This is a genomic window from Streptomyces atriruber (genome assembly GCF_001418325.1).
Classification (GTDB): Bacteria; Actinomycetota; Actinomycetes; order Streptomycetales; family Streptomycetaceae; genus Streptomyces; species Streptomyces atriruber.
The window spans coordinates 15,556-41,725 of sequence record NZ_LIPN01000027.1; the positions used below are offsets into that span (position 1 = coordinate 15,556).

Consider the following 26,170-nt stretch of genomic DNA (forward strand, 5'->3'; position numbering starts at 1 on the left):
CGCCGAGTCAGGCTGCGGCACCGAGCGGCACGGCAGGGCCACCCGGGCGACGCAAGGCAGTCTCGTACCGGCGCAGGACCAGCGCCGCGATGTCCGGGTGGTCGGCGATCGGGTCGGCCACCGCATCGGCACCGGCCTCGGCGAGCGCCACCGTGAACCGCCCCGGCGCCAGCAGATGCGCGGCCACGGCCACCCTCCGGTACCCGGCGCCCCGCAGCCGCGCCACCGCCTCCGGGACGGTCGGCCCGGCCGAGGAGCAGTACGCCCCGCACACCGGAGTCCCGCGCAGCAGCCCGCGCAACTGCCGGACGGCCACCCGCGCCCCGTCGTTGCCCCCGGGCCGCGACGATCCGGCCGCGGCGAGGACCACGGCGTCGGCCTCCACCCCCGCTTGCCGCTCCGCCTCGTACAGCCGGTCGCGCAGGGCGAGCGCCACGGCACGGTCGCCGCTGAGCCCTTCGGTGAGCACGCACCCGCGGCGGCCGGGGCCGTCATGGCCGCGGACGACGGCGGGGATGTCGACCGTGCGGTGGTAACCGTCGCCGAGGAGGAGGGGCACGACGACGGCGCCGTCCCGCAGCGCTTCGGCGAGGGAGGGGGCGGCAGGGGAGGGATGGTCGAGGTGGCCCAGGGCGGGCCGCACCCCGCCGAGCCCCTCGACCTGGTCGCAGAGCCGCCGCAGGGTGAGGGCGGCGCCGGGCAGGGCGCTGCCGTGCACGACGAGTACGAGGGGCGGAGCTGCCGAACCCCTGTCCAGGGGCTGCTCTTCCAGAGGCCGCTCTTCCCGGGACAGGCCTTCCAAAGGTCGCCGCTCCAGACGTCGCTCTTCCAGAGGCCGCACTGTCCACCCCACCCGAAGCCGGAGAACCCACGCTCTGTGCGAGCGGGTCCGGGACGGGACAGTGGTGTCGCCGCACTCCCGCCCCGGAAACCGCACCGCACCGGGCTGCCGTCGTGGTCGGGGAGCAGCCCGTCGCCCACGACGCTACGCCCGCTCCCGCCGGGGAACGCCCGCCAAAAGGCCTGACCACATGGGTCGTTGGGCCCCCGCGGAAGGGCCCTTAGCGGTCCGACGCCATGCCGCGCCCGGCCTACCGTCAGAGGGAAGATCTCCCTCCCGCAGCGGCTCGGCGGGGGATTCCCCCAGCGCGACGGAGTGTGACTCCCATGACCCAGACCCTGGTGCTCATCGGCCACGGAATGGTGGGCCACCGTTTCCTGGAGACGCTCGCGGAGCGTGGCGCCCTCGCCGACCCCGCGGCGCCGGGCGGTCCCGGCTGGCGGGTGACCGTGCTCGCCGAGGAGGACAGGCCCGCGTACGACCGGGTCCACCTCTCCTCCGCGTTCACCGGCGCGACCGACGCCGAACTGACCCTGTGCGACGACGACTTCCTCGCCCGCCACGGCATCGACCTGCGCCTGTCCGACCCGGCCGAGCACATCGACACCGCGGCCCGCACGGTCGCCACGACCTCCGGCGCCACCGTCCCCTACGACGCCCTGGTCATCGCCACCGGCTCCTACCCCTTCGTGCCGCCCATCCCGGGCGCCGACGCCCCCGGCTGCTTCACCTACCGCACCCTGTACGACGTCGAGACCCTCTCCGCGTACGCCTCCGAAGAAGGCCGCACCACCGGCGTCGTCATCGGCGGCGGACTCCTCGGCCTGGAGGCCGCGGGCGCACTGCGCACCCTGGGACTGCGCACCCACGTCGTCGAGTTCGCACCCCGGCTGATGCCGCTCCAGGTCGACGACGGAGGCGCCGCGGCCCTGCGCGCCACCATCGAGTCGATGGGCGTGTCCGTGCACACGGGGGTCGGGGCGAGCCGGGTCGACGCGGACGACGAGGGAGCCGTGCGCGCGCTGTGCCTGAGCGACGGCCGCACCCTCGACGTCGATGTCGTGGTCTTCTCCGCCGGCGTACGTCCCCGGGACCGCCTTGCCCGCGAGGCGGGGCTGGTCGTGGGGGACCGGGGCGGCATCGTCGTCGACGCGCACTGCCGCACCACCGACCCCTACGTCTACGCGATCGGCGAGTGCGCCCAGGGGGCCGACGGCCGCGTCTACGGCCTGGTCGCCCCCGGCTACCAGATGGCCGAGGCGGCCGCCGATGCCTTGGCGGGGGACGGCACCGCCGTCTTCACCGGGGCCGACACCTCCACGAAGCTGAAGCTGATGGGCGCCGACGTCGCCTCCTTCGGCGACCCGTTCGCGCCCGAGGGCGCGGAGGGCGGCGCCGTCTCCGTTGTCTTCTCCGACAGCCGCGAAGGCGTCTACAAGAAACTGCTGCTCGGGCCGGAGGGACAGCTGCTCGGCGGCATCCTCGTCGGCGACGCCGAGGCCTACGGCACCCTGGTGCCGCACGCCGGACGCCCGCTGCCCGCGCCTCCTCAGGCCTACGTCCTGCCCGCCTCGGACATCGAACTCCCGGGCGCCGACGCCCTCCCCGACGACGCCGTCGTCTGCAGCTGCCACAACGTCACCAAGGGAGCCGTCCGCACCGCCGTCGCCGAGAACTCCCTCACCGACATCGGTGGCATCAAGCGCTGCACCAAGGCAGGGACGGGCTGCGGCGGCTGCCTCGCCACGCTGCAGTCCGTGCTCGACGCGGAGCTCGCCGCCGCCGGAGTCGAGCGCCCGAAGGGCCTGTGCGAACACTTCGCCCTGACGCGGGCCGAGATCTACGAGACGGTCCGCACCGAGCGCATCCGCTCCTTCACCGAGCTGATGACGAAGCACGGCCTGGGCGGCGAGGGCTGCGCCGTCTGCAAGCCCGTCGTCGGGAACGTCCTCGGCACCCTCGCCCCCGAACTGGGCCTCGGCCACGTCCTGGACGGTGAGCAGGCCGCCCTCCAGGACTCCAACGACCTCTTCCTCGCCAACCTCCAGAAGGACGGCACCTACTCCGTCGTCCCGCGCGTCCCCGGCGGCGAGATCACCCCCGCCCAGCTCATCGCGATCGGCGAGGTCGCCCGCGACTTCGACCTCTACACGAAGATCACCGGCGGCCAGCGCATCGACCTCTCCGGCGCCCGCGCGGACCAACTCCCCGCGATCTGGCGCCGCCTGGTCGCCGTCGGCCTGGAGTCCGGCCACGCCTACGGCAAATCGCTGCGCACGGTGAAGTCCTGTGTCGGGGCGAAGTTCTGCCGGTTCGGACAGGGCGACTCCGTGCGGCTCGCGATCGACCTGGAACTGCGCTACCGCGGCCTGCGCACCCCGCACAAGATCAAGGGCGGCGTCTCCGGATGTCTGCGCGAGTGCGCCGAGGCCCGCGGCAAGGACATCGGCGTCATCGCCACGGCCAACGGCTGGAACCTCTACGTCTGCGGCAACGGCGGCGCCCGGCCGCGCCACGCCGACCTCCTCGCCGCCGACCTGTCGACCACCGAACTCCTCAGCCTCGTCGACCGTTTCCTCATGTACTACCTGCGGACCGGCGAGCGTCTGGAGCGGACCGCTCCGTGGTTCGAGCGCATCGGCGGCCTCGACCACCTGAAGTCCGTCCTGATCGACGACTCGCTCGGCATCTGCGCCGAGCTGGAGGCCCAGATGGACCGCCACGCGGCGGCCTACCGCGACGAGTGGCAGGCGGTCCTGGAGGACCCGCAGGCCTTGGCGCGCTTCGAGCAGCACCTCGCGCAGCCGTCTCCCGAGTTCCTGGAGCCGGGCCGCGGGCGGGCGGCGGTGCTGCCCGACGGCACCGAGGCGGCCCTCTTCAAGGACGGTGCGGGGCGGGTCTACGCCGTCGGCAACCGGGACCCGTTCTCCGGGGCCGACGTGATCGCCCACGGCATCCTCGGCACCCGTGGCGGCCGCACCGTCGTGGCCTCGCCGATGCACAAGCAGGAGTTCGACCTGCGGACCGGCGAGTGCCTGGACGACCCGTCGGTCGTGCTGCCGGTGCACGAGGTCTGAAGTCCCTTCGCATTCCCGGACTTCGGCCCGGTCGGGAGGTGTCCTACGCCTCTGCTTTCGATCGCCCGCGCGCCGGAAGGTGGATACGTCAGGCCCCGTAGCAAGGTCGGGACCCTGAGCGAACTGGGAACCATCATGAGATCGCCTGCCGCTCAAGCAGCGCCAACCGCGCCCTCGGGCACGTCGTACGACCCCGCGCAGCACCGGCCCGGCAAGACCATCACCGACTGGGAGCCGGAGAACGACCTCTTCTGGAAGTCCACGGGCAAGAAGGTCGCCGCCCGCAACCTGTGGATCGCGGTCCCCGCGCTGCTGGTCGCGTTCGTGGTCTGGCAGGTGTGGTCGGTCACGGCGACCAACCTCAAGGACGTCGGCTTCGGGTTCTCCACCTCCCAGCTGTTCTGGCTGACGGCGGTCCCGGGTCTGACGGGCGGCACGGCCCGCATCTTCTACACCTTCCTCGGCCCGATGATCGGCCAGCGCCGCTTCACCGCGCTCTCCACGGTCGTCCTGGTCATCCCGCTGATCTGGCTCGGCATCGCGGTCCAGAACCCCGACACCTCGTACGGCGTGATGATCGCCATCGCGGCCCTCTGCGGCATCGGCGGCGCCAACTTCGCCTCGTCGCTCGCCAACATCGGCTTCTTCTTCCCCAAGAAGGACAAGGGCAACGCGACCGGCATCAACGGCGGCCTCGGCAACCTGGGCGTCTCCGTCGTCCAGCTGCTCACCCCGATCGTCATCACCAGCTCGGTCATCGCGGTCGGCTCGGCCCAGCACAAGGCCGACGGCACACCGGTCTGGCTGCAGAACGCGGCGTTCCTGTGGGTGCCGGTCCTGGTGATCCTGGCCGTCGTCGCATGGTTCGGCCAGAACGACCTCAAGGTCGCGTCCACCCCGTTCAGCCAGCAGAAGGTCATCTTCAAGCGCAAGCACAACTGGTTGATGACCTGGCTCTACGTCGGTACGTTCGGCTCCTTCATCGGCTTCGCCGCGGCCCTGCCGATGCTGATCAAGACCACGTTCACCCCGATCGACGCGGCCTACTCCGCGGCAACCTACGCCTGGATGGGCCCGGCCGTGGGCGCGCTCGCCCGCTGGGCCGGCGGCTGGATCGCCGACAAGATCGGCGGCGCGAGGGTCACCATCATCTCGTTCGTCGGCATGGCGCTCTCGATCATCGGCGTCATCAACTTCCTCCCCTCCGGCGGCGACGACGGCAACTTCTGGGGCTTCTTCGCCTGCTTCCTGCTGGCGTTCTTCTTCTCGGGGATCGGCAACGGCTCCACGTTCCGCCAGATTCCGGTGATCTTCCGCAACCAGCACCTGAAGGGCCTGACCGAGGGCACGCCCGAGTACGCGAAGGCGCTGAAGCAGTCGGAGATGGAGGCGGGCGCCGTCACCGGCTTCACCTCCGCCATCGCGGCGTACGGCTTCTTCTTCATCCCGGCGATGTTCGCCAACTTCGCGGCCACCAGCGCGATGTGGGGCTTCGTGGGCTTCTACGTCAGCTGCATCGCGGTCGCCTGGTGGTTCTACGCCCGCAAGGGCGCGGAGTCGCCGAGCTGACATCCCGCACCATCCGCAATTCCCGGCCGTCCCGTACCACGGGGCGGCCGGGAATTTCTTGTGAATGCATTCACAAGCGAACTTAGGTCCAAAGTCCCGATGGAAATCCCAGCTCAGAGGTAGTGGGAGGTGATTTTTGTGCGCAGAAAGGGGACTTCCGGTCCCGGATCGAGGACCATTGCTGACCCTTTGATCGATCAGAAAGGAGTGGAATGGAGGCGTAGCGAAGAAGCGATACGGAAGGTGCGGGTCATGACTGCCACTCCTGCGGAAGCGACTGTGAACGGTGAGGCCTGGGACGGCTTCAAGGGCGGTCTGTGGCGGGACGCCATCGACGTCCGCGACTTCGTGCAGCAGAACTACGCCCCGTACGAAGGTGACGACACCTTCCTGGCCGGGCCGACCGAACGCACCACCGAGGTCTGGCAGAAGCTCCTCTCGATGTTCCCCACGGAGATCGAGCGCGGCATCTACGACGTGGACGTGAAGACTCCCTCCCGCATCGACGCCTTCAGGCCCGGCTACATCGACGGGACCGCCGCCGACCACAAGGACCTGATCGTCGGCCTGCAGACCGACGCCCCGCTCAGGCGCGCCATCATGCCCAACGGCGGCTGGCGGATGGTCGAAGGCGCCCTCAACGCCTACGGCTACGAGGCCGACCCCGAGGTCCGGGATATCTACACGAACCTGCGCAAGACCCACAACGAGGGCGTCTTCGACGCCTACACGCCCGAGATCCGCGCCTGCCGCTCCTCCGGCATCATCACCGGCCTGCCCGACGCCTACGGCCGCGGCCGCATCATCGGCGACTACCGACGCGTCGCCCTCTACGGCGTCGACCGGCTGATCGCCGCGAAGGAGGCCGACAGGGCCGCACTCGGCGAGGAGTGGGCGACCGAGGACGTCATCCGCGGCCGCGAGGAGATCTCCGAGCAGATCAAGGCCCTCAAGGAGCTCAAGGCCATGGCGCTGTCGTACGGCTACGACATCGCGCGGCCCGCCACCACCGGCCGCGAGGCCATCCAGTGGCTGTACTTCGCCTACCTTGCCGCCGTGAAGGAGCAGAACGGCGCGGCCATGTCGATCGGCCGCATCGACAACTTCCTCGACATCTACCTGCAGCGCGACATCGACGCGGGCCGCATCACCGAGGCCGAGGCCCAGGAGTTCATCGACGACTTCGTCATCAAGCTCCGCATCGTCCGCTTCCTGCGCACTCCCGAGTACAACGAGGGCTTCTCCGGCGACCCGACCTGGGTCACCTGGTCGATGGCCGGCATCGGCGAGGACGGCCGCCCGCTGGTCTCGCGCACCACCTTCCGCGCCCTGCAGACCCTCTACAACCTCGGCCCGGCCCCCGAGCCGAACCTGACGGTCTTCTGGTCGCAGCGGCTTCCGCAGGGCTTCAAGGAGTTCGCCTCCAAGGTCGCCATCGACACCTCGGCCATCCAGTTCGAGTCCGACGAGCTGATGCGCCCCAAGTACGGCGACGACACCGCGATCGCCTGCTGCGTCTCCGCGATGGCCGTCGGCAAGCAGATGCAGTTCTTCGGCGCCCGTGTGAACGTCGCCAAGGCGCTCCTCTACGCGATCAACGGCGGCCGCGACGAGAAGTCCGGCAAGACCGTCGTGCAGGGCTTCACGCCCATCGAGGGCGACTACCTGGACTACGGGACCGTCGTGCGGCAGTACGACGCGATGCTCGACTGGCTCGCCAAGACGTACGTCCACGCGCTCAACGTCATCCACTACATGCACGACAAGTACGCCTACGAGCGCATCGAGATGGCGCTGCACGACCAGGAGATCCTGCGCACCATGGCGTGCGGCATCGCGGGCCTCTCGGTCGCCGCCGACTCGCTCTCGGCGATCAAGCACGCCAGGGTCAAGGTGATCCGCGACGAGACGGGTCTCGCCGTCGACTACGAGATCGAGGGCGACTACCCCGCCTACGGCAACAACGACGACCGCGCCGACGACATCGCCAAGCGCATCGTGCACGACTTCATGCAGAAGGTCCGCAAGCACCCCACCTACCGCGACGCGGTGCACACCCAGTCGGTGCTGACCATCACCTCGAACGTCGTCTACGGCAAGAAGACCGGCAACACCCCCGACGGCCGCCGCGCGGGCATGCCCTTCGCCCCGGGTGCCAACCCGATGAACGGCCGCGACGAGCACGGCTACATCGCCTCGGCGATGTCGGTCGCCAAGCTGCCCTACGACGACGCCGAGGACGGCATCTCGCTGACCAACACCATCACTCCGGACGCGCTCGGCCGCACCCCCGAGGAGCGCGTCGCGAACCTCGCCGGAGTCCTGGACGGCTTCATGGCCAGCGACGGCTTCCACATGAACGTCAACGTGCTCAACAAGGCGACCCTCCAGGACGCCATGGAGCACCCGGAGAACTACCCGCAGCTGACCATCCGGGTCTCCGGATACGCGGTCAACTTCATCCGGCTCACCCGCGACCAGCAGCTCGACGTCATCAACCGCACCTTCCACGGCTCGCTCTGAGCCACCGGCTCCCTCCGAGCCACCGGCTCCCTCCGGGGAGCCACCCCCGAACCGCGGCCCCGGGGCCGGGCCCTCACCCCGGCCCCGGGCGCCGCGCACACCGTGTCCTGCCAGTAGTCCGGGAGTTACGCCATGGCTGTCCTGCTCGGTACCGACATTCCCGTGCGCCCCCGCACGACCGATGAGGACGCGGTCACCCCCGCGGCCGCCGCCACCCACCGCCCCGTCACCGGCTCGATCCACTCCTGGGACCTGTCGACCGGCGTCGACGGGCCGGGGTCGCGCTTCGTCACCTTCCTCGCCGGTTGCCCCCTGAGCTGTCTGTACTGCCACAACCCCGACACCTGGCGGATGCGGGACGGCAAGCGGACCACGGCGGACGACGTGATCGCGGAAGCCGCCAAGTACACGAGGTTCATCTCCGCGGCCGGGGGCGGGGCCACCGTCAGCGGCGGCGAGCCGCTCCTGCAGCCCGTCTTCACCGGCGAACTCCTGCACCGCCTCAAGCACGAGCTGGGTCTGCACACCGCGCTCGACACGTCGGGCTACCTCGGCGCACGCGCCACCGACGCCCTGCTCCGCGACGTCGACCTGGTCCTGCTCGACATCAAGTCCTGGGACCCCGAGACCTACCGGACGGTCACCGGCCGTCCCCTGCGGCCCACCCTCGACTTCGCCCACCGCCTGGCCGACCTCGGCCAGGAGACCTGGGTGCGCTTCGTCCTCGTCCCCGGCCTGACCGACGACCCGGCGAACATCGAGGGCGTCGCCCGCTTCGCCGCCTCGCTCGGCAACATCTCGCGCGTCGACGTGCTGCCCTTCCACAAGCTGGGCGAGGGGAAGTGGGACGCGCTCGGCAAGGACTTCACGCTGCGCGACACCCCCTCGCCCACCCCGGACCAGGTGGCCGCCGCCAAGGAGATCTTCGCAGCTCAGGGCCTCAAGGCCGTATGAATCCGGCGGCCGGTCCCGCCCGACGTACCCTGGAGGCATGAGCACCGCCCCCGCCCCCGAACCGCGCGATCCGGACGAGCCGAAGCCCAAGGCGAAGAACGCGCTGGTCTTCGACGACCCGCTGGCGCAGCAGTCGTCGGACGACACGGACCGGGGGTGGGGCGAGCGGGCCGAGACCCGCGGCGACAGCGCCGCCGACCTCGCGCGCTTCCTCGACGAGAAGCCGCCCCACCACATCTGAGCCCGGGCTACTCCTCGCGGGGGCCCGAGCCGCGCTGCGCCACCAGGGCGTCGCGGATCTCCTTGAGGACCTCCAGCTCGGAGATCTCGATGACCTCCTGCGTCCCCTCCTTCTCGGCCTTCTTGGCGGCGGCCCGCGCCAGGTACTTGGCCATGGGCAGCACCATCAGGAAGTACACGACGGCCGCGGTGATCACGAAGCTGAGGACCGCGCTGAGCACGGGGCCCCACATGATCGGGATGCCCGAGACGACCTCGCCCGCGTCGTTCGTCTTGCAGGGGGCCTTCAGGCACGAGCTGTAGTGATCGAGGTCCTTCGTCCCGAAGGCGCCGACGAGCGGGTTGATGACGCCCTTCACCACCGAGTTCACGATGTTCGTGAAGGCGGCTCCGATGACGACCGCGACCGCCAGGTCGACGACATTGCCGCGCATCAGGAAGGCCTTGAAGCCCTCCCAGACGCCCGGTTCCTTCTTCTCGCTCACCACGAGGCCTTTCGTTGCACGTGCGGGTTGTGGAACAAACAACTTCGCAACCTACGTGAGGCCATGGCCGCCCTGTCCAATTGACTCGCACGAACGAGCTACTTGACAGCCCTCCAGTGCGATCGTGAACGTTCCGCTTCATCGGAGGGTCACCGCCAGACGCGCGCTCGCCCCGGCCCCGGCCAGCCGCGCCGCCGTGTCCCTCGGGACGGAGAGCACCACCAACGCGCCGCTCTCGGCGGGTCCTTCCCCGGGCTCGGGCACCGCGGAGACCCGGGCTCCCGACGCCACCACGCGCGGCTCGGCCCCGCCCGCGGGCGATCCGTCGGCAGCGATCACGTCGACCCGGTCGCCGGGGCGGAGCAGGCGCACCGTGTCCGCGTCCGCGATCCGCACGGGGGCGGTCACCGCCGCCGTCACGCCCGCCCCTGCCGCGGAACGCTCCGCCGCGGCCGCGACCCCGTGCGCCGGGACGGGCTCCCGCGGGGCCGCCTCCCGAGGGGCCGTGCTCGCGAGGGCCGCGGCGGTCATCGCGAGTCCCACGGCCACGGCCCGTCGTCTGTGCCGCAGCAGCCGGCGCAGCCGCGGATGTCCCGCGCCCACCCGCACGGGCGGGAAGGGAGGAACCGGGCAGCCCTCGGACGGGCGTGCCCGGTCTTCCGGTCGGGTCTGCGAAGGGACGTGCGTCACGACAACCACCGCCTGCGATGCGAGGAGCTCGGCTTCCGCTCTCACGATGCAGGCCCGCGCCGATCCCCGCTGAGCCCCGTGGACTACCCGCCGGTTGTGGACAACTCCCTCATCCGAACGTGGACTTCCGCCCGCTGGCACACGTGGACTTCCGCCCGCTCACAGACGTCTCAGGGCGTCAAGGCGGCTCAGGGCGTCAAGGTAGCTCAGGGCGGCGCAGGGCGACTCAGCTCCTCTCACGGCAGCCGGATCCCCGGATCCACGCCGCCCAGCGCCCTCGCGCACAGGCACTCGCGGTCCGTGCCGCCCTCCGGCAGCCCCGCCACCGCGTCGAACAGCACGCCCCGCAGTCGGTCCACATTGGCGGCGAACACCCGCAGGACCTCGTCGTGCGAGACGCCCTCGCCGGTCTCCGCGCCCGCGTCCAGATCCGTGACCAGGTTCAACGACGTGTAGCAGAGTTCGAGTTCGCGGGCGAGCGCCGCCTCGGGGTGTCCGGTCATGCCCACCACCGACCAGCCCTGTGCCGCGTACCAGCGCGACTCCGCCCGGGTGGAGAAGCGCGGCCCTTCGATCACGACGAGCGTCCCGCCGTCGGCCGGCTCCCAGCCGCGGCCGCGGGCCGCCTTGAGGGCCGCGCCGCGGCCCACGGGGCAGTAGGGGTCGGCGAGCGAGACGTGGACGACGTTCGGCACGCCGCCGTCGGGGAGCGGCACTCCGTCGAAGTACGTCTGGGCGCGTGCCTGTGTGCGGTCCACGAGCTGGTCCGGCACCAGCAGCGTCCCGGGCCCGTACTCGGCCCGCAGCCCGCCGACCGCACACGGGCCCAGCACCTGGCGCACGCCCACGGAGCGCAACGCCCACAGGTTGGCGCGGTAGTTGATGCGGTGCGGCGGCAGATGGTGGCCGCGGCCGTGCCGGGGCAGGAAGGCGACCCGGCGCCCGGCGATCGTGCCGAGGAAGAGGGAGTCGCTCGGAGCTCCGTAGGGGGTGTCGACCGGTACCTCGGTCACGTCGTCGAGGAAGGAGTAGAAGCCGGAGCCGCCAATGACACCGATCTCGGCCCGCGCGGCGTTCACCGTGTTCACCATGGCCCGACACAGTAGCCGGGGCGGCACCCGCCGACGAGCCCGCCGTCACGCGCCAGCGCCTCTGCCGTCACACGCCGACGACCCCGCCATCGCACGCCGACGACCCCGCCGTCACATGACGGCGGGGTCGTCGGAACAGCGTGTGGGAAGTCCTACGCGGCCGAGCTCGACGACGACGTGGACGTCGAGGAGGAGCCGGACGACTTGGAGTCCGAGGACGAGGAGGACGAAGCAGCCTTCGAGTCCGACGTGGACGAGCCGCCCGACGAGGAACCGGACGCCGACTTCGACGAGGCGTTCGCCGGCGTGCTGCTCGACGACGAGCCGCGGCTGTCGTTGCGGTAGAAGCCGGAGCCCTTGAAGACGATGCCGACCGCCGAGAACACCTTCTTGAGGCGTCCGTCGCAGCTGGGGCACACGGTCAGGGCGTCATCGGTGAACTTCTGCACCGCCTCGAGGCCCTCGCCGCACTCGGTGCACTGGTACTGGTACGTCGGCACTTGCTTCCTCCTGGCACTCTCACTCGATGAGTGCTAACGACGGTCCATAGTGACGTATTCCGCGGGATCAGTCCACCGCCACCGGCACGCGGTGACCGACGCCACGCGCCACGGTGCGGCCCGGGGCCCTGGGAACGAGCCTCGAACGCAGCGTCACGAGGACCGCGAGAGCCAGTGCCGTGCCGCCCAGCGGGACGAGGAATCCGGCCCCGTCCCAGAAGCGGTCCTCCAGCTGTCCGGCGACCGTCACGGCCGCCGCCTGACCGAGCGCGACCGCGCCGGTCAGCCAGGTGAAGGCCTCCGTGCGGCCGGTCGGCGGGACCAGCTTGTCGACCAGGGTGTAGCCGGTGATCAGTGCGGGCGCGATGCAGACGCCGACCAGCAGGCCGAGTCCGGCGAGGAGCAGCACGGAGTGCGCCGCCCAGAGGCCGGAGGCCATCAGGGTCAGTGCCGTGTAGCCGACCAGGAGGCGTCGCTGCGGGGAGACCTTCCAGGCGATGGCGCCGCAGATGATGCCGGAGAGCATGTTGCCCGCCGCGAACGTGCCGTACAGGACGCCGTTCAGGCCGGGCTCGCCGATCGACTCGGTGAACGCGGCCAGCGAGACCTGCATGCCGCCGAAGACGGCGCCGATGCCGAGGAACGTGACCATCAGGACCCGCACTCCGGGGATGCGCAGCGCGGAAACGTGCTCCACGCGCGCGTGCTCGTCGTGGTGTGCGGACGGCTTGGGCTGGGTGCTCTTCTGCGCGGCGAACAGGAGGCCGCCGACCAGTGTGAGTCCGGCCTCGGTGAGGAGTCCGGCGGAGGGGTCGATGGTGGTGCACAGCGCGGTGGCGAGGAGCGGGCCGAGGACGAAGGTCAGCTCGTCGGTGACCGACTCGAAGGCGGCCGCGGTGGTGGCCAGGGGGGAGTCCTGCAGCTTGGCGCCCCAGCGGGCGCGCACCATGGGGCCGATCTGCGGGGTGGAGGCGCCCGCGGGCACGGCGGCCACGAAGAGCGTCCACAAGGGGGCGTCGGAGAGCGCGAGCACCGTCAGGGTGACGACCGACGCGGAGTGGATCAGCACGCCGGGCAGCAGGACGGCGCGCTGTCCGAAACGGTCGGCGAGCTTGCCGCCGAAGGGGGCGAACAGCGCCATGGAGACGCCGGTGGCGGCCGAGACGGCGCCCGCGGCACCGTACGAGCCGGTGGTGTGCTGGACCAGCAGGACGATGGAGATCGTCAGCATCGCGAACGGCTGTCGCGCCGCGAAGCCGGGGAGGAGGAACGTCCAGGCGCGAGGGGTGCGCAGGAGCTGTCCGTAGCCCGGGCGGGATTCGGTGACCGTGGATGCCACGGCCCGTGCCTTTCTGCCGCCTGGTAGCGCCCGTGCGGGGGCGCCGAGAGCTGTCCTCTTGCGCGGAACTGCGGTAGATGCCGGGTGCCACTGCGAGGGCTCCTCGACCGCCATACGGTCGCGCCAGCTCTGCTTCAGGCAGAGTTGGTTCGATCAGGTGCCTTTATCGTACAGGGGAGAGTCCCATCAGCACCTGTGATTGCAGCCGATGAGACCCCCGCCACCTACGATTGGTGCTTTTCTCCGTCGGTTCCCAGCCAGCCGGCCAGCTTTCCGCCGTGGCCGACCGCGCGCAGTCGCTTCTCGGCGGCGTCCCGCACCGGATCGGTCGCCACCACCAGGAGCTCGTCCCCGCGCCGCAGCACGGTCGTCGGCATCGGCACGAACGATTCGCCGTCGCGGACGACCAGCGTGACGGCCGAGCCCGGGGGCAGCCGCAGCTCGCCGACCTCGACGCCGTGCATGCGGGATTCCTTGGGGATGGCCACGGACAGCAGATGGCCCTGCAGCCGCTCCAGGGGCGCGGACTCGATGCCGAGGTCGGCGGCCTCCGAGGAGTCGCCGAGGCGCAGCTTCCTGGCCAGCCAGGGCAGCGTGGGGCCCTGGATGAGGGTGTAGACGACGACCAGGACGAAGACGATGTTGAAGATCCGCTGGCTGTCCTCGACGTCGCTCACCATGGGGATCGTCGCCAGGATGATGGGCACGGCGCCGCGCAGTCCGGCCCAGGACAGCAGGGCCTTCTCCTGCCACGGCAGGCGAAACGGCAGCAGGCTGAGGACGACCTCTAGGGGGCGTGCCACCACGGTCAGGACCAGGCCGATGACGATTGCGGGCCAGGTGTCGTCGAGCAGGTCGTGCGGCGTGACCAGCAGGCCGAGCAGGACGAACATGCCGATCTGGGCGAGCCAGCCGAGGCCTTCGGCGAAGCCGCGGGTGGCCGGCCAGTGCGGCAGCCTCGCGTTGCCGAGCACCATCGAGGCGAGGTAGACGGCGAGGAATCCACTGCCGTGTGCCATGGCGCCCGCGGCGTACGCGGCGACGGCGATGGCCATGACGGCGATGGGGTAGAGGCCGGAGGCGGGCAGGGCCACGTGCCGCAGGCCGTAGGCGCCGAGCCAGCCGACCGCCAGGCCTATCGCGGCGCCGATCGCCAGCTCCAGGGAGATCTTGCCGAGCAGTACGTACCAGTCGTCCACCGGTCCCGCCGTGGAGAAGGCCACGACGAGGATCACCACAGGGGCGTCGTTGAACCCCGATTCCGCTTCCAGGACACCCGTCACACGGGAGGGGAGCGGCACCTTCCGCAGCACCGAGAACACCGCAGCCGCGTCCGTCGACGAGACCACCGCGCCGATGATCAGCGCCTGCCGCCATTCGAGGCCCACCAGATAGTGGGCTCCTGCCGCCGTGACGCCGACGCTCACCGCGACGCCGACGGTCGACAGGATCGCTGCCATGGGCAGGGCGGGTTTGATCTCTTTCCACTTCGTCCCGAGGCCGCCCTCCGCGAGGATCACGACCAGGGCGGCGTAGCCGATGACCTGCGTCAGTTCGGCATTGTTGAAGTGGACGTCGCCGACGCCGTCCTGGCCCATGGCGATGCCGATGCCCAGGTACAGCAGCAGGCTGGGGAGCCCGCTGCGCGACGAGATCCGGACCGCCGCCACAGCGACGAGCAGAACGAGCGAGCAGACGAGCAGGAGCTGGTTGAGGTGGTGGACAGTCAGGGGCCGTTCCTTCCTCCGTGAAGCCGAGTACTGCGTAGGAGTACTTCGTTACCTTACCTAATTGTTAACGCTTTCTTGACGCCGTCGAATGACTATTCGATCTCAAGGGGGGTCGGGTACCTGACTCCGCGTCCGGAGCCGCAACGCCCTGCGCCTATGGTTGCTCCTGCGCTCCCAGAGTCGCCCAGTCGACAGCACAGCCCGCCCTGCCGCTCGCGTAAGGACAGCAAGGACAGCGATGCCCTCCAACACCAACGCCTCTTCCGGTCATAAGTCCGGCAAGAAGAAGGGGCGCCGAGCCCGACTCGTCGTGATCGTCCTGGTCCTGGCCATCGTCGGAGGCATCGGCTTCGGCGCGTACTGGAGCGTCAGCACCGTGCGCGCCTCCTTCCCGCAGACCAAGGGAACGATCAAGATCGACGGCCTGGCCGGTCCCGTCGACGTGAAGCGGGACGGGAACGGAATCCCGCAGATCTACGCCGAGTCCGACGCGGACCTCTTCATGGCCCAGGGCTTCGTCCAGGCGCAGGACCGCTTCTGGGAGATGGACGTCCGCCGTCATATGACCTCCGGGCGGCTCTCCGAGATGTTCGGGAAGAGCCAGGTCAAGACCGATGAGTTCCTGCGCACACTCGGCTGGCACCGGGTGGCGAAGAAGGAGTACGACTCCAAGCTCTCGCCGGAGACGAAGAAGTACCTCCAGGCGTACGCCAAGGGAGTCAACGCCTACCTCGCCGGCAAGGACGGCAAGGACATCTCCGTCGAGTACGCGGCGCTGGGCTTCGAGAACGACTACAAGCCGCAGGAGTGGACCCCCGTCGACTCCGTGGCCTGGCTCAAGGCCATGGCCTGGGACCTGCGCGGCAACATGCAGGACGAGATCGACCGTTCGCTGATGACGAGCCGCCTCGGCCCGTCGCAGATCAAGGACCTGTACCCCGAGTACCCGTACAAGCGGAACAAGCCCGTCGTGCGGGAGGGCGCCTACAACAGCGTCACCAAGGAGTACGACCCCGAGGCCAAGGCCACCGGCACCCAGTCCGGCGGCACGGGCACCGGCGTCGGCACCGGCGGTACGGGGACGGGCGGCACCGGCACGGGGACCGGCACCGGGACCGGCGGAACCGGCACCGGCACCGGCGGCACGGCCGGTACGGGCCTCGCGGGCGGCACGGAGGCGCCCAACGGGCTGCAGTCGCAGCTCAACGGCCTCTCCGGAGCCCTGGACGAGGTCCCGGCCATCCTGGGCCCGAACGGCAACGGCATCGGCTCGAACTCCTGGGTCGTCTCCGGCAAGCACACGATCACCGGCAAGCCGCTCCTCGCGAACGACCCGCACCTGGCGCCGCAGCTGCCCTCCGTCTGGTACCAGATGGGCCTGCACTGCCGGTCGGTCTCCTCGAAGTGCCAGTACGACGTCTCGGGCTACACCTTCTCCGGCATGCCGGGCGTGGTCATCGGCCACAACCAGGACATCGCCTGGGGCATGACGAACCTCGGCGCCGACGTCACGGACCTGTACCTGGAGAAGTTCACCGGGGACGGCTACCAGTACGACGACAAGGTGCTGCCCTTCACCTCCCGCGAGGAGACCATCAAGGTCGCGGGCGGCAAGGACAAGAAGATCACGGTCCGCGAGACCAACAACGGACCGCTGATCTCCGACCGCGACGACGAACTGGTGAAGGTCGGCAAGAAGGCCGGCGTGGACACCGCGGCCCCCGACCGGGGCGACGGCTACGGAGTGGCCCTGCGCTGGACCGCGCTGACCCCCGGCAAGTCCATGGACGCCGTCTTCGAGCTCAACAAGGCGAAGAACTTCACGGAGTTCCGCAAGGCGGCCGCTTCTTTTGAAGTGCCGTCCCAGAACCTGATCTACGCCGACACCGAGGGCAACATCGGCTACCAGGCGCCGGGCAAGATCCCCACCCGCGGCAAGGGCGACGGCTCGCTCCCGGCCCCGGGCTGGGACCGCGCCTACCGCTGGACCGGCTACATCCCGCAGGATGCGCTGCCCTACGAGTACAACCCGAAGCGCGGCTACATCGTCACCGCCAACCAGGCCGTGATCGACGACCGCGACCAGGCCGACTACCCGTACAAGCTCACCTCGGACTGGGGCTACGGAGCGCGCAGCCAGCGGATCGACGATCTCATCCAGTCGAAGATCAAGAACGGCGGCAAGATCTCGACCGAGGACATGCGCCTCATGCAGATCGACAACAGCAGCGAGATCGCCAAGCTGCTCGTGCCCAAGCTCCTGAAGATCGACGTCAAGGACAAGTACGTCCGCGAGGCGCAGAAGCTCCTCGAGGGCTGGGACTACACCCAGGACGCCGACTCGGCGGCCGCCGCGTACTTCAACTCTGTCTGGCGCAACATCCTCAAGCTGGCCATCGGCAACAAGCTCCCCAAGGAGCTGCGCGTCAAGGGTCAGTGCCTGAGTGTGGAGCCGGCGGGCAACACCGGCCCCGCCGACGAGGGCAAGAAGGTCCGTGAGTGCGGTGAGCGCGACGCCGACTCGGCCCAGCCGGACGGCGGCGACCGCTACTACGAGGTGATCCGCAAGATCATCGACGACGAGACCAACGACTGGTGGAAGTCGCCGGCGACCCGCACGGACGAGGAGACCAAGACCCGCGACCAGCTGTTCAAGCGGGCCCTGGAGGACGCGCGCTGGGACCTGACGGCCAAGCTCGGCAAGGACGTCGACACCTGGAGCTGGGGCCGTCTGCACCGGCTCACGCTGAAGAACCAGACGCTCGGCACCGAGGGTCCCGGCTGGCTGCAGTTCGTGCTGAACCGCGGCCCGTGGAACCTCGGCGGCGGCGAGGCCGCGGTCAACGCGACCGGCTGGAACGCGGCGGGCGGCTACGGAGTGGTGTGGGTGCCTTCGATGCGGATGGTGGTGAACCTCAAGGACCTCGACAAGTCCAAGTGGATCAACCTCACCGGCGCTTCGGGCCACGCGTACAACGACCACTACACCGACCAGACGAACAAGTGGGCCAAGGGCGAGCTCCTGCCGTGGGCCTTCTCGGACAAGGCGGTCGAGGACAGCACGAGCGACAAGCTGGTGCTGCGCCCATGACGGCCGCGCACGACCCGGCCTGAACAGGCATCGGTCCGAAAGGGCCCTCCACGCACGCGTGGAGGGCCCTTTCGGCATCCCGGGCTCCTCGGCGGAGGTCAGCGGAAGCGGCGGGCCCCCGACGGCGTCACGACGGCGTGCACGGGCCGGTCGTGCGCCTCTTCGGGGAGGTGCGCGACCACTTCGGAGTCGTACAGAAGCACCACGAGAGCGGGATGGGCGTCCGCGCGCTCCAGCCGGGAGAGGACCCGGTCGTACGATCCGCCGCCCCGCCCGAGCCGCATCCCGCGCGCGTCCACGGCGAGACCCGGCAGCAGCACGGCGTCCGCCTCCAGGACGACGTCCGGCCCCAGGTGTGCGCCCGACGGCTCCAAGAGGTCGATTTTCCCGGGGTGTTGTACGCGGACGAGGGAGCCGGGCCCGTCGTACGCGCCCCAGTCCAGGTCGTTGTCCGCGAGCAGCACCGGCAGCAGGACGCGGGTCCCGCGCGCGTGCAGGGCGTCGAGCAGGGCGTGCGTACCGGGCTCGCTGCCCATGGAGACGTACGCGGCGACGGTCCGCGCGTCGGCGAGCTCGGGCAGGTCCAGCGCGCGGTCGGCGAGAACCGCCGTCGCCTTCCGTGCGTCATCCTCAGTCAACCCGCTTCTCACCGCGAGGAAGCCTCGCCGCAACATGCGCTTGGTTGGCTGGCCGTCGGCTTCGGTACCGCTGGTTCCGCTCATGGGGATCTCACAATTCCTTCCTGGTCGGCCCATAGCCGACGAATAATCCGGACCCACAGATTCCGCACATACGCACCGGATATGGTGGCGCCATGACTGAGTCTCACCCCCCCCACGCCCGGATCACCAAGGCGGTCATCCCTGCCGCAGGTCTCGGTACGCGCTTCCTGCCGGCCACGAAGGCCACGCCCAAGGAGATGCTGCCGGTCGTCGACAAGCCGGCGATCCAGTACGTGGTCGAGGAGGCCGTGTCCGCGGGTCTCGACGACGTCCTCATGATCACGGGGCGCAACAAGCGCCCGCTGGAGGACCACTTCGACCGCAACTACGAACTCGAATCGGCCCTCCTGAAGAAGGGCGACGAGGCGCGCCTCGCCAAGGTCCAGGAGTCCAGCGACCTCGCGACGATGCACTACGTCCGCCAGGGCGACCCCAAGGGGCTCGGTCACGCCGTCCTGTGTGCCGCTCCGCACGTCGGCCACGAGCCGTTCGCCGTGCTCCTCGGCGACGACCTGATCGACCCGCGCGACCCGCTCCTCGCCCGTATGGTCGAGGTCCAGGAGCGGCACGGCGGCAGCGTCATCGCCCTCATGGAGGTGGCCCCCGAGCAGATCCACCTCTACGGCTGCGCGGCCGTCGACGCCACCGACGACGGCGACGTCGTCAAGGTCACCGACCTGGTCGAGAAGCCCGACACCGCGGACGCCCCGTCGAACTACGCGATCATCGGCCGCTATGTCCTCGACCCCCACATCTTCGGCATACTGCGCAAGACCGAGCCGGGCCGCGGCGGCGAGATCCAGCTCACCGACGCCCTGCAGCAGCTCGCCGCCGACGAGAAGGTGGGCGGTCCGGTGCACGGCGTGGTCTTCAAGGGCCGCCGCTATGACACCGGCGACCGGGGCGACTATCTGCGTGCCATTGTCAGACTCGCGTGCGAACGTGAAGATCTGGGCCCGGACTTCCAGGCCTGGCTTCGCAGTTACGTCACCGAGGAGATGTAGCACTTTGAGCAGCAGCACGACGACACCGACCACCGGCCAGAACCCCTTCTGGTCGGTGGAAGAGCATCTGGACGACATCCTCGACGCCGTCCGCCCGCTCGAACCCATCGAGCTCCAACTCCTCGACGCCCAGGGCTGCGTCCTGGTCGAGGACGTCACGGTGCCCGTCTCGCTGCCGCCCTTCGACAACAGCTCCATGGACGGGTACGCGGTGCGGGTCGCCGATGTCGCGGGCGTCAGCGAGGAGTTCCCCGCCGTCCTCACGGTCATCGGCGACGTGGCCGCGGGCGCGGGCGAGCAGCCCACCGTCGGCCCCGGCCAGGCCGCCCGCATCATGACCGGCGCCCCGCTGCCGCCCGGCGCCGAGGCCGTCGTCCCCGTGGAGTGGACCGACGGAGGCCTGGGCGAGGGCCCCGTCTCCGGCATGCGCGCCCACAGCGCCGCCCCTGAGGGCGCGTCGGGCGAGGTCCGCGTGCACCGCCCGGCCGAGGCCCGCGCGCACGTGCGGGCGCGGGGCAGCGACGTCCGGGCGGGCGACCGCGCCCTGGCCGCGGGCGCCGTCCTCGGCCCCCCGCAGATCGCCCTGCTCGCCGCGATCGGCCGCGGCACGGTGAAGGTCCGCCCCCGCCCGCGCGTGGTCGTCATGTCCACCGGCAGCGAACTGATCCAGCCGGGCGAACAGTTGGCGGACGGCCAGATCTACGACTCCAACAGCTTCGCCCTCACCGCCGCGGCCCGCGACGCCGGAGCCATCGCCTACCGCGTGGGCGCCGTCGCCGACGACGCCGAGACGCTGCGCTCCACCATCGAGGACCAGCTGATCCGCGCCGACCTGATCGTCACCACGGGCGGCGTGAGCGTGGGCGCGTACGACGTCGTGAAGGAGGCCCTGTCCGCCATCGGCGACCCGGACGAGGAGGAGGGCATCGGCGCGGGCGGCGGGGTGGAGTTCCGCAAGATCGCGATGCAGCCCGGCAAGCCCCAGGGCTTCGGCTCCATCGGCCCCGACCACACGCCGCTGCTCGCACTGCCGGGCAACCCCGTCTCCTCGTACGTCTCCTTCGAGCTCTTCGTGCGCCCCGCGATCCGCACCCTCATGGGCCTGCCCGAGGTGCACCGGCCCACCGCGCGCGCGGAGCTGCTCGCGGACAAGGCGCTCGGCTCGCCCGCGGGACGCCGTCAGTTCCTGCGCGGGAGGTACGACGCCGAGGCGGGCCGCGTGACGCCCGTCGGCGGCTCCGGCTCGCATCTGATCGCCGCTCTCGCGCACGCGGACGCGCTGATCGTCATCCCCGAGGACACCACGTCGGTGGAGCCCGGCGCGGACGTCGAGGTGGTCCTGCTCGGCTGAGACGGCCCCCCGCGCGGTACCGTGTCGCGCACAACAGGCCCGCGCGCCGCACCGCGCGGGGCCCGGACCGGGAGCGCCAAGCACATGACCGCGATTTCCCGGGGGGACACCCCCGGAGCCCCTGAGCAGCAGCGACTGACCCACATCGACGAGTCGGGCGCCGCCCGCATGGTCGACGTGTCCGCCAAGGACGTCACGGCGCGCACCGCCCGCGCCAGCGGCCGCGTGCTGGTCTCGCCACGCGTGATCGAGCTGCTGCGCGGCGAGGGAGTGCCCAAGGGGGACGCCCTGGCGACCGCGCGGATCGCGGGGATCATGGGGGCCAAGCGCACCCCGGACCTGATCCCGCTCTGCCACCCGCTGGCCGTCTCCGGAGTGAAGCTCGACCTCTCCGTGGCGGACGACGCCGTGGAGATCCTCGCCACGGTGAAGACGACCGACCGCACGGGCGTCGAGATGGAGGCCCTGACCGCGGTGAGCGTGGCGGCCCTCACGGTCGTCGACATGATCAAGGCCGTCGACAAGGGTGCCGTCATCACGGACGTACGCGTCGAGGAGAAGACGGGCGGCAAGTCCGGGCACTGGCACCGCGAAGAGGAGCGCGCATGAGCCAGGACCCGGACGCGTCGACCGGCGGCGCGCTTCCCGCGCCGTACCGCGCGCTCGTCGTGACCGCCTCGAACCGCGCCGCCGCCGGGGTCTACGCCGACAAGGGCGGCCCGATCCTCGCCGAGGGCCTCACCGCGCTCGGCTTCGCCGTCGACGGGCCGCAGGTCGTCCCCGACGGCGACCCCGTCGAACAGGCCCTGCGCGCGGGCGCCGAGGCGGGCTACGACGTCATCCTCACCACCGGCGGCACCGGCATCTCGCCCACCGACCGCACCCCCGAGGCCACCCGCCGCGTCATCGGCCACGAAGTGCCGGGCATCGCGGAGGCGATCCGCGCGTACGGCAGGGACAAGGTCCCCACGGCCGCGCTCTCCCGGGGACTCGCCGGAGTCGTGGGCCGGACCCTCATCGTGAACCTGCCGGGCTCCTCCGGAGGCGTACGCGACGGTCTCGCCGTTCTGGAGCCGCTGCTGAGGCACGCCGTCGACCAGCTGCGCGGCGGTGACCACCCCGGTCCGCCGGGGGGTGCGAGCTGAACGGCTCCTCCTGGCCCGTCGAGCTGACGGACGGCGATGTCGCCCTCCGTCCCATAAAGATGCGCGACCAGCGGGCCTGGCGCGAGGTCAACCGGCGCAACCGGGACTGGCTGCGCCCCTGGGAGGCCACGATCCCGCCGCCCACCCCGAGCGGTCCGATCGTGCACCGTCCCACGTACCGGCAGATGGTCCGTCATCTGCGCGCGGAGGCCAACGCGGGCCGGATGCTGCCCTTCGTCATCGAGTACCAGGGCCGCCTCGTCGGACAGTTGACGGTCGCCGGGATCACCTGGGGCTCGATGTGCTCGGGCCACGTCGGCTACTGGGTCGACCGGTCCGTGGCGGGCCGCGGGGTCATGCCCACGGCCGTCGCGCTCGCCGTCGACCACTGCTTCCGCTCGGTGGGGCTGCACCGCATCGAGGTCTGTATTCGTCCCGAGAACGCGCCGAGCCGACGGGTCGTGGAGAAACTCGGATTCCGCGAGGAGGGGCTTCGCCCGCGGTATCTGCACATCGACGGGGCGTGGCGGGATCATCTCGTCTTCGCGCTCACGACCGAAGAGGTACCGGAAGGGTTGTTGCGCCGCTGGCACCAGGCCCGACCTCGGAACACTGCCTAGGCCGGTTCTCGATCCACGGAAATGAAATACGTGTTCGAAATTGAGCACCGAACGACCGTCTGAGGCGCGTATGAGACTTGTCTCAGGCATTAAATTCACGCTCTCGGCGGCCCGTTGATCGCACCAGTCACAAAAAAAGTTCGAGATATCAGCCAGATCGTGCGACACACCGGCCCAATTGGCAGATGGCCTCACGCAAACCCCTCTACCGTGTGAGCGTGAGCAGCAGCGGCCTCATCTACGCAGTCATCGTCGGGGCCTGGGCCGCCTACTTGGTGCCGATGTGGCTCCGTAGGCAGGACGAGCTGAACGAAGCCCGTCCGACGGAACGCTTCAGCACCGCCATCCGGCTGCTGTCCGGACGGGCGGGCATGGAGCGCCGATACGCCAAGGACCTGCAAGCGCGCTCGCCCGAGGACGGGGAGTCGCTCGACGACCCGGACGGCATCACCGGCTCGGTGGACGTCCGGTCCTTCGTCGCGCCCCCGTCCGAGCGCGAACCCGAACGCGAGCGGGAGCGCGAGCCCGAACGGGAGCGCGAACCCGACCGGGAACGGGAACGCCACCCCGCGCCCGCTCCCCGGGCCAAGGCGCCGGTCAGGGCGGCGGCCAAGGTGCCGGGCAAGGCATCCGCCAAGGCACCGGTCAAGCCGTCGGCCCATGCGACGCCCGCGCAGCGCGCCGCGTCGGCCGAGGCCGCCGCGCGCGCCCGGCGCAGCAAGGTGCTCGCCCGACGCCGCCGTACGACGGTCCTCCTCTTCGTCGCCTTCACCATCGGCGCGATCGTCGCCGCGATCGGCGGGCTCGCCTTCCTGTGGGCGCCCGCCGCGCCCGCCGTGCTCCTGAGCGCGTACATCGTCTATCTGCGCGGCCAGGAACGGCGCCGCTTCACCTACACGATGGACCGGCGCAGGGCCGAGGACGCGGCGCAGCGGCTGCGCGAGCGCCAGCCGCGGCGCAGGCCCGCGAGCGCGGAGCCGGTCGCCGACGAGCCGATGGAAGAGGGCCCCGCGCCCGAGACGGAGACCGGGCTCTCCGCGCTCGCCGCCGACCGCCGCGCCCTCGTCGAGCAGACCGACCACGCGGAGTGGGTCGACCAGCAGCGCGAGCGGCAGCACGGTCCGGGCCGCGGCGACAGCTGGGACCCGGTCCCGGTCCCGCTGCCGACCTACGTGACGGCGCCGGTCGCCCCGCGCGCCACCGGCGGCGTCGACCTGGGCGCGCCCGACGCCTGGAGCTCGGCGCGGTCGAGCACGGCGGAGCCGACCGCCGACCCCGTGTCCGAGCGGGCCGAGCGGGCCGAGCGGGCCGAGCGGGCCGAGCGGGAACGGTCGGCCGAGGGCTCCGGTGACATCGACGGGGCCGAGGGTGCCGACGCCGGGGGCGGTCGCAGCGACAAGCGCCGGGCGGCGTCCGCGCGGCGTGCCCGCGAGCGCGGCCGCACGCCGCTCTTCGACCAGTACGAGGACGGCGGACGGCCGCGCGCGGCGAACGAGTGAGGGACCGTGAGGTCTCCCTGGCTGACCAGCCAGGACCGGATTTCCGAGCACCCCGATCGGGATGCTAGAGTTTCACTCGTTGCAAGGGCCTGTGGCGCAGTCTGGTAGCGCACCTCGTTCGCATCGAGGGGGTCTGGGGTTCAAATCCCCACAGGTCCACTGCACATGAGATCCCGTCCGGTTCACTGAACCGGGCGGGATCTTTGCTGTGCCCGAGCAGTCGCTCTCCATGTGTGATGTGCGCTGCTCTGGATACATTTGATCTATGTCGTCTCCGTTGAGGGTTGCCGTGTGCTGCGGCGCCGTGCTGGCCGCCGTGCTGGCGGGCGGGTGTGCCGCGGAGCCCCGGGGGCTGCGGGTGGAGGGGCCCGCGCTGCAGCCCTCGCGGGCGGCCGGGCCCGTCTATCTGGCCGACGCCGCCGGACTGGCGCTGCAGCAGCCGACGTCGGCGCAGCTCACCGAGGACGTCGTGCTCTCGGAGTTGAGCTGGCGGGACTGGGGCGGGCCGACCGCGCGGGCCACCGGGAAGCTCGGCGGCCCGTGGTGCCGCCCCAAGTGCTCCGGCGAGCCCTACGACGCGACGCTGACGCTCAGCGGCCTGGAGCAGCAGGAGCGCTTGGCGTACTACCGGCGGGCCACCGTCGAGCCGAAGCAGCCGACGGACCTCCCCGCGGCGGCGGTGAACGTGCAGTTCCAGGGGATCCGGCTGTCGGTCCCGGATCTCTGAGGGCGCGGGGAGCGGCATGGGACTGCGTACCAAGATCGGTATCGCCATCGCGGGCACCGCGGCGCTGGTGTCCGTGGTGATGGGGCTGCTCGTGCACCATCGCACCGTCGACGCGCAGTACGCGGGCGCGCGCAGTCAGATCGGGGACCGGCTGCAGACCGCCGTGCAGGACCACGCGGCCGGGGTCGACGGGGACCGCACTCTCATCGACCCCGTCGATCTGCCGGGGCCGCTCGCCGGGGCCGTGGCGAACGGGCAGTGGGGCGTCTATCTGGACCGGAGCGGGCGCATTCCGCAGCTGTGGGCGGCGAGCAAGTACGGCAAGGAGATCGTCGCGCTGAAGCGGCCGTACGACAGGGAGGTGGCGACCGTACGGGATCTGGACCGGGTGCTGTGGATCTCGGGCGGCTTCGGGACGGCGCTCGCCTGTGTGGCCGGGCTGCTCGTCGCCACCCGGCTCGGGCGGCGTCTCAGGACGAAGGCCGGGGCGGCGCAGCGCATCGCGGACGGGGATCTGACGGCGCGGCTGCCGCTGCATGGCAAGGACGAGATCACCCAGCTCGCCGCCGCCGTGAACACCATGGCCGACGCGCTCGCCGCCCGGCTGCAGGCCGAGCGCGAGGTGACGGCGAACATCGCGCACGAACTGCGCACCCCGGTGGCCGGCATGGTGACGGCGGCCGGGCTGCTGCCACCGGGGCGCCCCGCCGAACTGGTGCGGGAGTCCGCGGGGCGGCTGCGGGAGCTCGTCGACGACGTCATAGAGGTGGCGCGGCTCGACGCGGCGGGGGAGCAGGTCGCCGCCGAGACGTGCGAACTGGGCGCGCTGGTGCGCAGGTCGGCCGCCGCGGGGGCCGCGGGCGCGGCGGGCGTGACGGTCGACGTGGTGCGGGACGTGGAGGTGGTGACGGATCCGCGGCGGGTGGAGCGGGTGGTCGCCAACCTCGTCAGCAACGCGCTGCGGCACGGGGC

The 26,170-nt window shown here is 70.9% G+C and carries 22 protein-coding genes and 1 tRNA gene; 15 read left to right on the forward strand and 8 right to left on the reverse strand.

What is annotated here, in order from left to right:
- Window positions 1-7: 7 nt before the first annotated feature.
- Window positions 8-718 (reverse strand): sirohydrochlorin chelatase, encoded by a 711-nt coding sequence (locus AOK03_RS02600; RefSeq protein WP_167355567.1) that lies wholly within the window; start codon window positions 716-718, stop codon window positions 8-10.
- Window positions 719-1,077: 359 nt separating this feature from the next.
- Here AOK03_RS02600 and nirB point away from each other — a divergent pair, with 359 nt between their 5' ends.
- The 5 genes from nirB (at window position 1,078) to AOK03_RS02625 (ending at window position 9,205) form a co-directional block, all read left to right on the forward strand.
- Window positions 1,078-3,918 carry a nitrite reductase large subunit NirB gene (gene nirB / locus AOK03_RS02605; protein WP_079074425.1) on the forward strand — a complete coding sequence of 947 codons (2,841 nt, stop codon included), beginning with the start codon at window positions 1,078-1,080 and terminating at the stop codon, window positions 3,916-3,918.
- Window positions 3,919-4,053: 135 nt separating this feature from the next.
- Complete coding sequence (locus tag AOK03_RS02610; RefSeq protein WP_079074426.1) at window positions 4,054-5,487, forward strand: NarK family nitrate/nitrite MFS transporter; 1,434 nt, start codon at window positions 4,054-4,056, stop codon at window positions 5,485-5,487.
- 252 nt (window positions 5,488-5,739) lie between these two features.
- Window positions 5,740-8,010 (forward strand): formate C-acetyltransferase, encoded by a 2,271-nt coding sequence (pflB, locus tag AOK03_RS02615; protein WP_055563472.1) that lies wholly within the window; start codon window positions 5,740-5,742, stop codon window positions 8,008-8,010.
- 132 nt (window positions 8,011-8,142) lie between these two features.
- On the forward strand, window positions 8,143-8,964 hold the full coding sequence (pflA, locus tag AOK03_RS02620) for a pyruvate formate-lyase-activating protein (RefSeq protein WP_079074427.1): 822 nt from the start codon (window positions 8,143-8,145) through the stop codon (window positions 8,962-8,964).
- A 37-nt stretch (window positions 8,965-9,001) separates the two neighbouring features.
- Entirely contained in the window at window positions 9,002-9,205 is a 204-nt protein-coding gene (locus tag AOK03_RS02625; RefSeq protein ID WP_055563473.1) for a hypothetical protein, read from the forward strand.
- Between the two features lie 7 nt (window positions 9,206-9,212).
- On the opposite strand, the gene mscL is transcribed toward AOK03_RS02625, so the two are convergent.
- The 6 genes from mscL to AOK03_RS02655 all read right to left on the reverse strand — a co-directional run bounded on the left by mscL (window position 9,213) and on the right by AOK03_RS02655 (window position 15,039).
- Window positions 9,213-9,692, reverse strand: coding sequence for a large conductance mechanosensitive channel protein MscL (gene mscL, locus AOK03_RS02630; RefSeq protein ID WP_055563474.1), 480 nt, complete (start codon window positions 9,690-9,692; stop codon window positions 9,213-9,215).
- 135 nt (window positions 9,693-9,827) lie between these two features.
- Window positions 9,828-10,298, reverse strand: coding sequence for an RcpC/CpaB family pilus assembly protein (locus AOK03_RS02635; protein WP_055563475.1), 471 nt, complete (start codon window positions 10,296-10,298; stop codon window positions 9,828-9,830).
- A 317-nt stretch (window positions 10,299-10,615) separates the two neighbouring features.
- Window positions 10,616-11,470 carry an S-methyl-5'-thioadenosine phosphorylase gene (locus AOK03_RS02640; RefSeq protein ID WP_055563476.1) on the reverse strand — a complete coding sequence of 285 codons (855 nt, stop codon included), beginning with the start codon at window positions 11,468-11,470 and terminating at the stop codon, window positions 10,616-10,618.
- A gap of 152 nt (window positions 11,471-11,622) precedes the next feature.
- Window positions 11,623-11,970 (reverse strand): FmdB family zinc ribbon protein, encoded by a 348-nt coding sequence (locus AOK03_RS02645; RefSeq protein ID WP_055563477.1) that lies wholly within the window; start codon window positions 11,968-11,970, stop codon window positions 11,623-11,625.
- A gap of 67 nt (window positions 11,971-12,037) precedes the next feature.
- Window positions 12,038-13,309 (reverse strand): MFS transporter, encoded by a 1,272-nt coding sequence (locus AOK03_RS02650; RefSeq protein WP_055563478.1) that lies wholly within the window; start codon window positions 13,307-13,309, stop codon window positions 12,038-12,040.
- A 224-nt stretch (window positions 13,310-13,533) separates the two neighbouring features.
- Window positions 13,534-15,039 (reverse strand): potassium/proton antiporter, encoded by a 1,506-nt coding sequence (locus AOK03_RS02655; RefSeq protein ID WP_079074428.1) that lies wholly within the window; start codon window positions 15,037-15,039, stop codon window positions 13,534-13,536.
- Between the two features lie 238 nt (window positions 15,040-15,277).
- Between AOK03_RS02655 and AOK03_RS02660 the strand changes: the two genes are divergently transcribed.
- Window positions 15,278-18,130: a penicillin acylase family protein gene (locus tag AOK03_RS02660; RefSeq protein ID WP_055563480.1), complete on the forward strand. Its 2,853-nt coding sequence runs from the start codon at window positions 15,278-15,280 to the stop codon at window positions 18,128-18,130.
- A gap of 98 nt (window positions 18,131-18,228) precedes the next feature.
- Here the strand turns inward: AOK03_RS02660 and AOK03_RS02665 are convergent, their stop codons facing one another.
- Entirely contained in the window at window positions 18,229-18,804 is a 576-nt protein-coding gene (locus AOK03_RS02665; protein WP_107097906.1) for a 5-formyltetrahydrofolate cyclo-ligase, read from the reverse strand.
- Between the two features lie 140 nt (window positions 18,805-18,944).
- Between AOK03_RS02665 and galU the strand changes: the two genes are divergently transcribed.
- The 9 genes from galU to AOK03_RS02710 all read left to right on the forward strand — a co-directional run.
- Complete coding sequence (gene galU / locus AOK03_RS02670) at window positions 18,945-19,856, forward strand: UTP--glucose-1-phosphate uridylyltransferase GalU (protein WP_055563482.1); 912 nt, start codon at window positions 18,945-18,947, stop codon at window positions 19,854-19,856.
- A gap of 4 nt (window positions 19,857-19,860) precedes the next feature.
- Window positions 19,861-21,207 carry a molybdotransferase-like divisome protein Glp gene (glp, locus tag AOK03_RS02675; protein WP_055563483.1) on the forward strand — a complete coding sequence of 449 codons (1,347 nt, stop codon included), beginning with the start codon at window positions 19,861-19,863 and terminating at the stop codon, window positions 21,205-21,207.
- 84 nt (window positions 21,208-21,291) lie between these two features.
- A complete protein-coding gene (gene moaC / locus AOK03_RS02680; protein WP_055563484.1) occupies window positions 21,292-21,816 on the forward strand; it encodes a cyclic pyranopterin monophosphate synthase MoaC in 525 nt (174 codons plus the stop codon).
- Complete coding sequence (locus tag AOK03_RS02685) at window positions 21,813-22,352, forward strand: MogA/MoaB family molybdenum cofactor biosynthesis protein (protein ID WP_055563485.1); 540 nt, start codon at window positions 21,813-21,815, stop codon at window positions 22,350-22,352. The genes moaC and AOK03_RS02685 overlap by 4 nt, the downstream gene beginning before the upstream one ends.
- A complete protein-coding gene (locus tag AOK03_RS02690; protein WP_279616299.1) occupies window positions 22,349-22,972 on the forward strand; it encodes a GNAT family N-acetyltransferase in 624 nt (207 codons plus the stop codon). Before AOK03_RS02685 ends, AOK03_RS02690 begins: the two co-directional genes overlap by 4 nt.
- A gap of 218 nt (window positions 22,973-23,190) precedes the next feature.
- Window positions 23,191-24,471, forward strand: a complete 1,281-nt coding sequence (gene sepX, locus AOK03_RS02695; protein WP_055563487.1) for a divisome protein SepX/GlpR — start codon at window positions 23,191-23,193, stop codon at window positions 24,469-24,471.
- 85 nt (window positions 24,472-24,556) lie between these two features.
- A tRNA-Ala gene (locus AOK03_RS02700) sits at window positions 24,557-24,630 on the forward strand.
- Between the two features lie 106 nt (window positions 24,631-24,736).
- Window positions 24,737-25,198, forward strand: a complete 462-nt coding sequence (locus tag AOK03_RS02705; protein ID WP_157868840.1) for a hypothetical protein — start codon at window positions 24,737-24,739, stop codon at window positions 25,196-25,198.
- Window positions 25,199-25,214: 16 nt separating this feature from the next.
- On the forward strand, window positions 25,215-26,170 hold a 956-nt coding region (locus tag AOK03_RS02710), incomplete at its 3' end, for a sensor histidine kinase (RefSeq protein ID WP_055563489.1).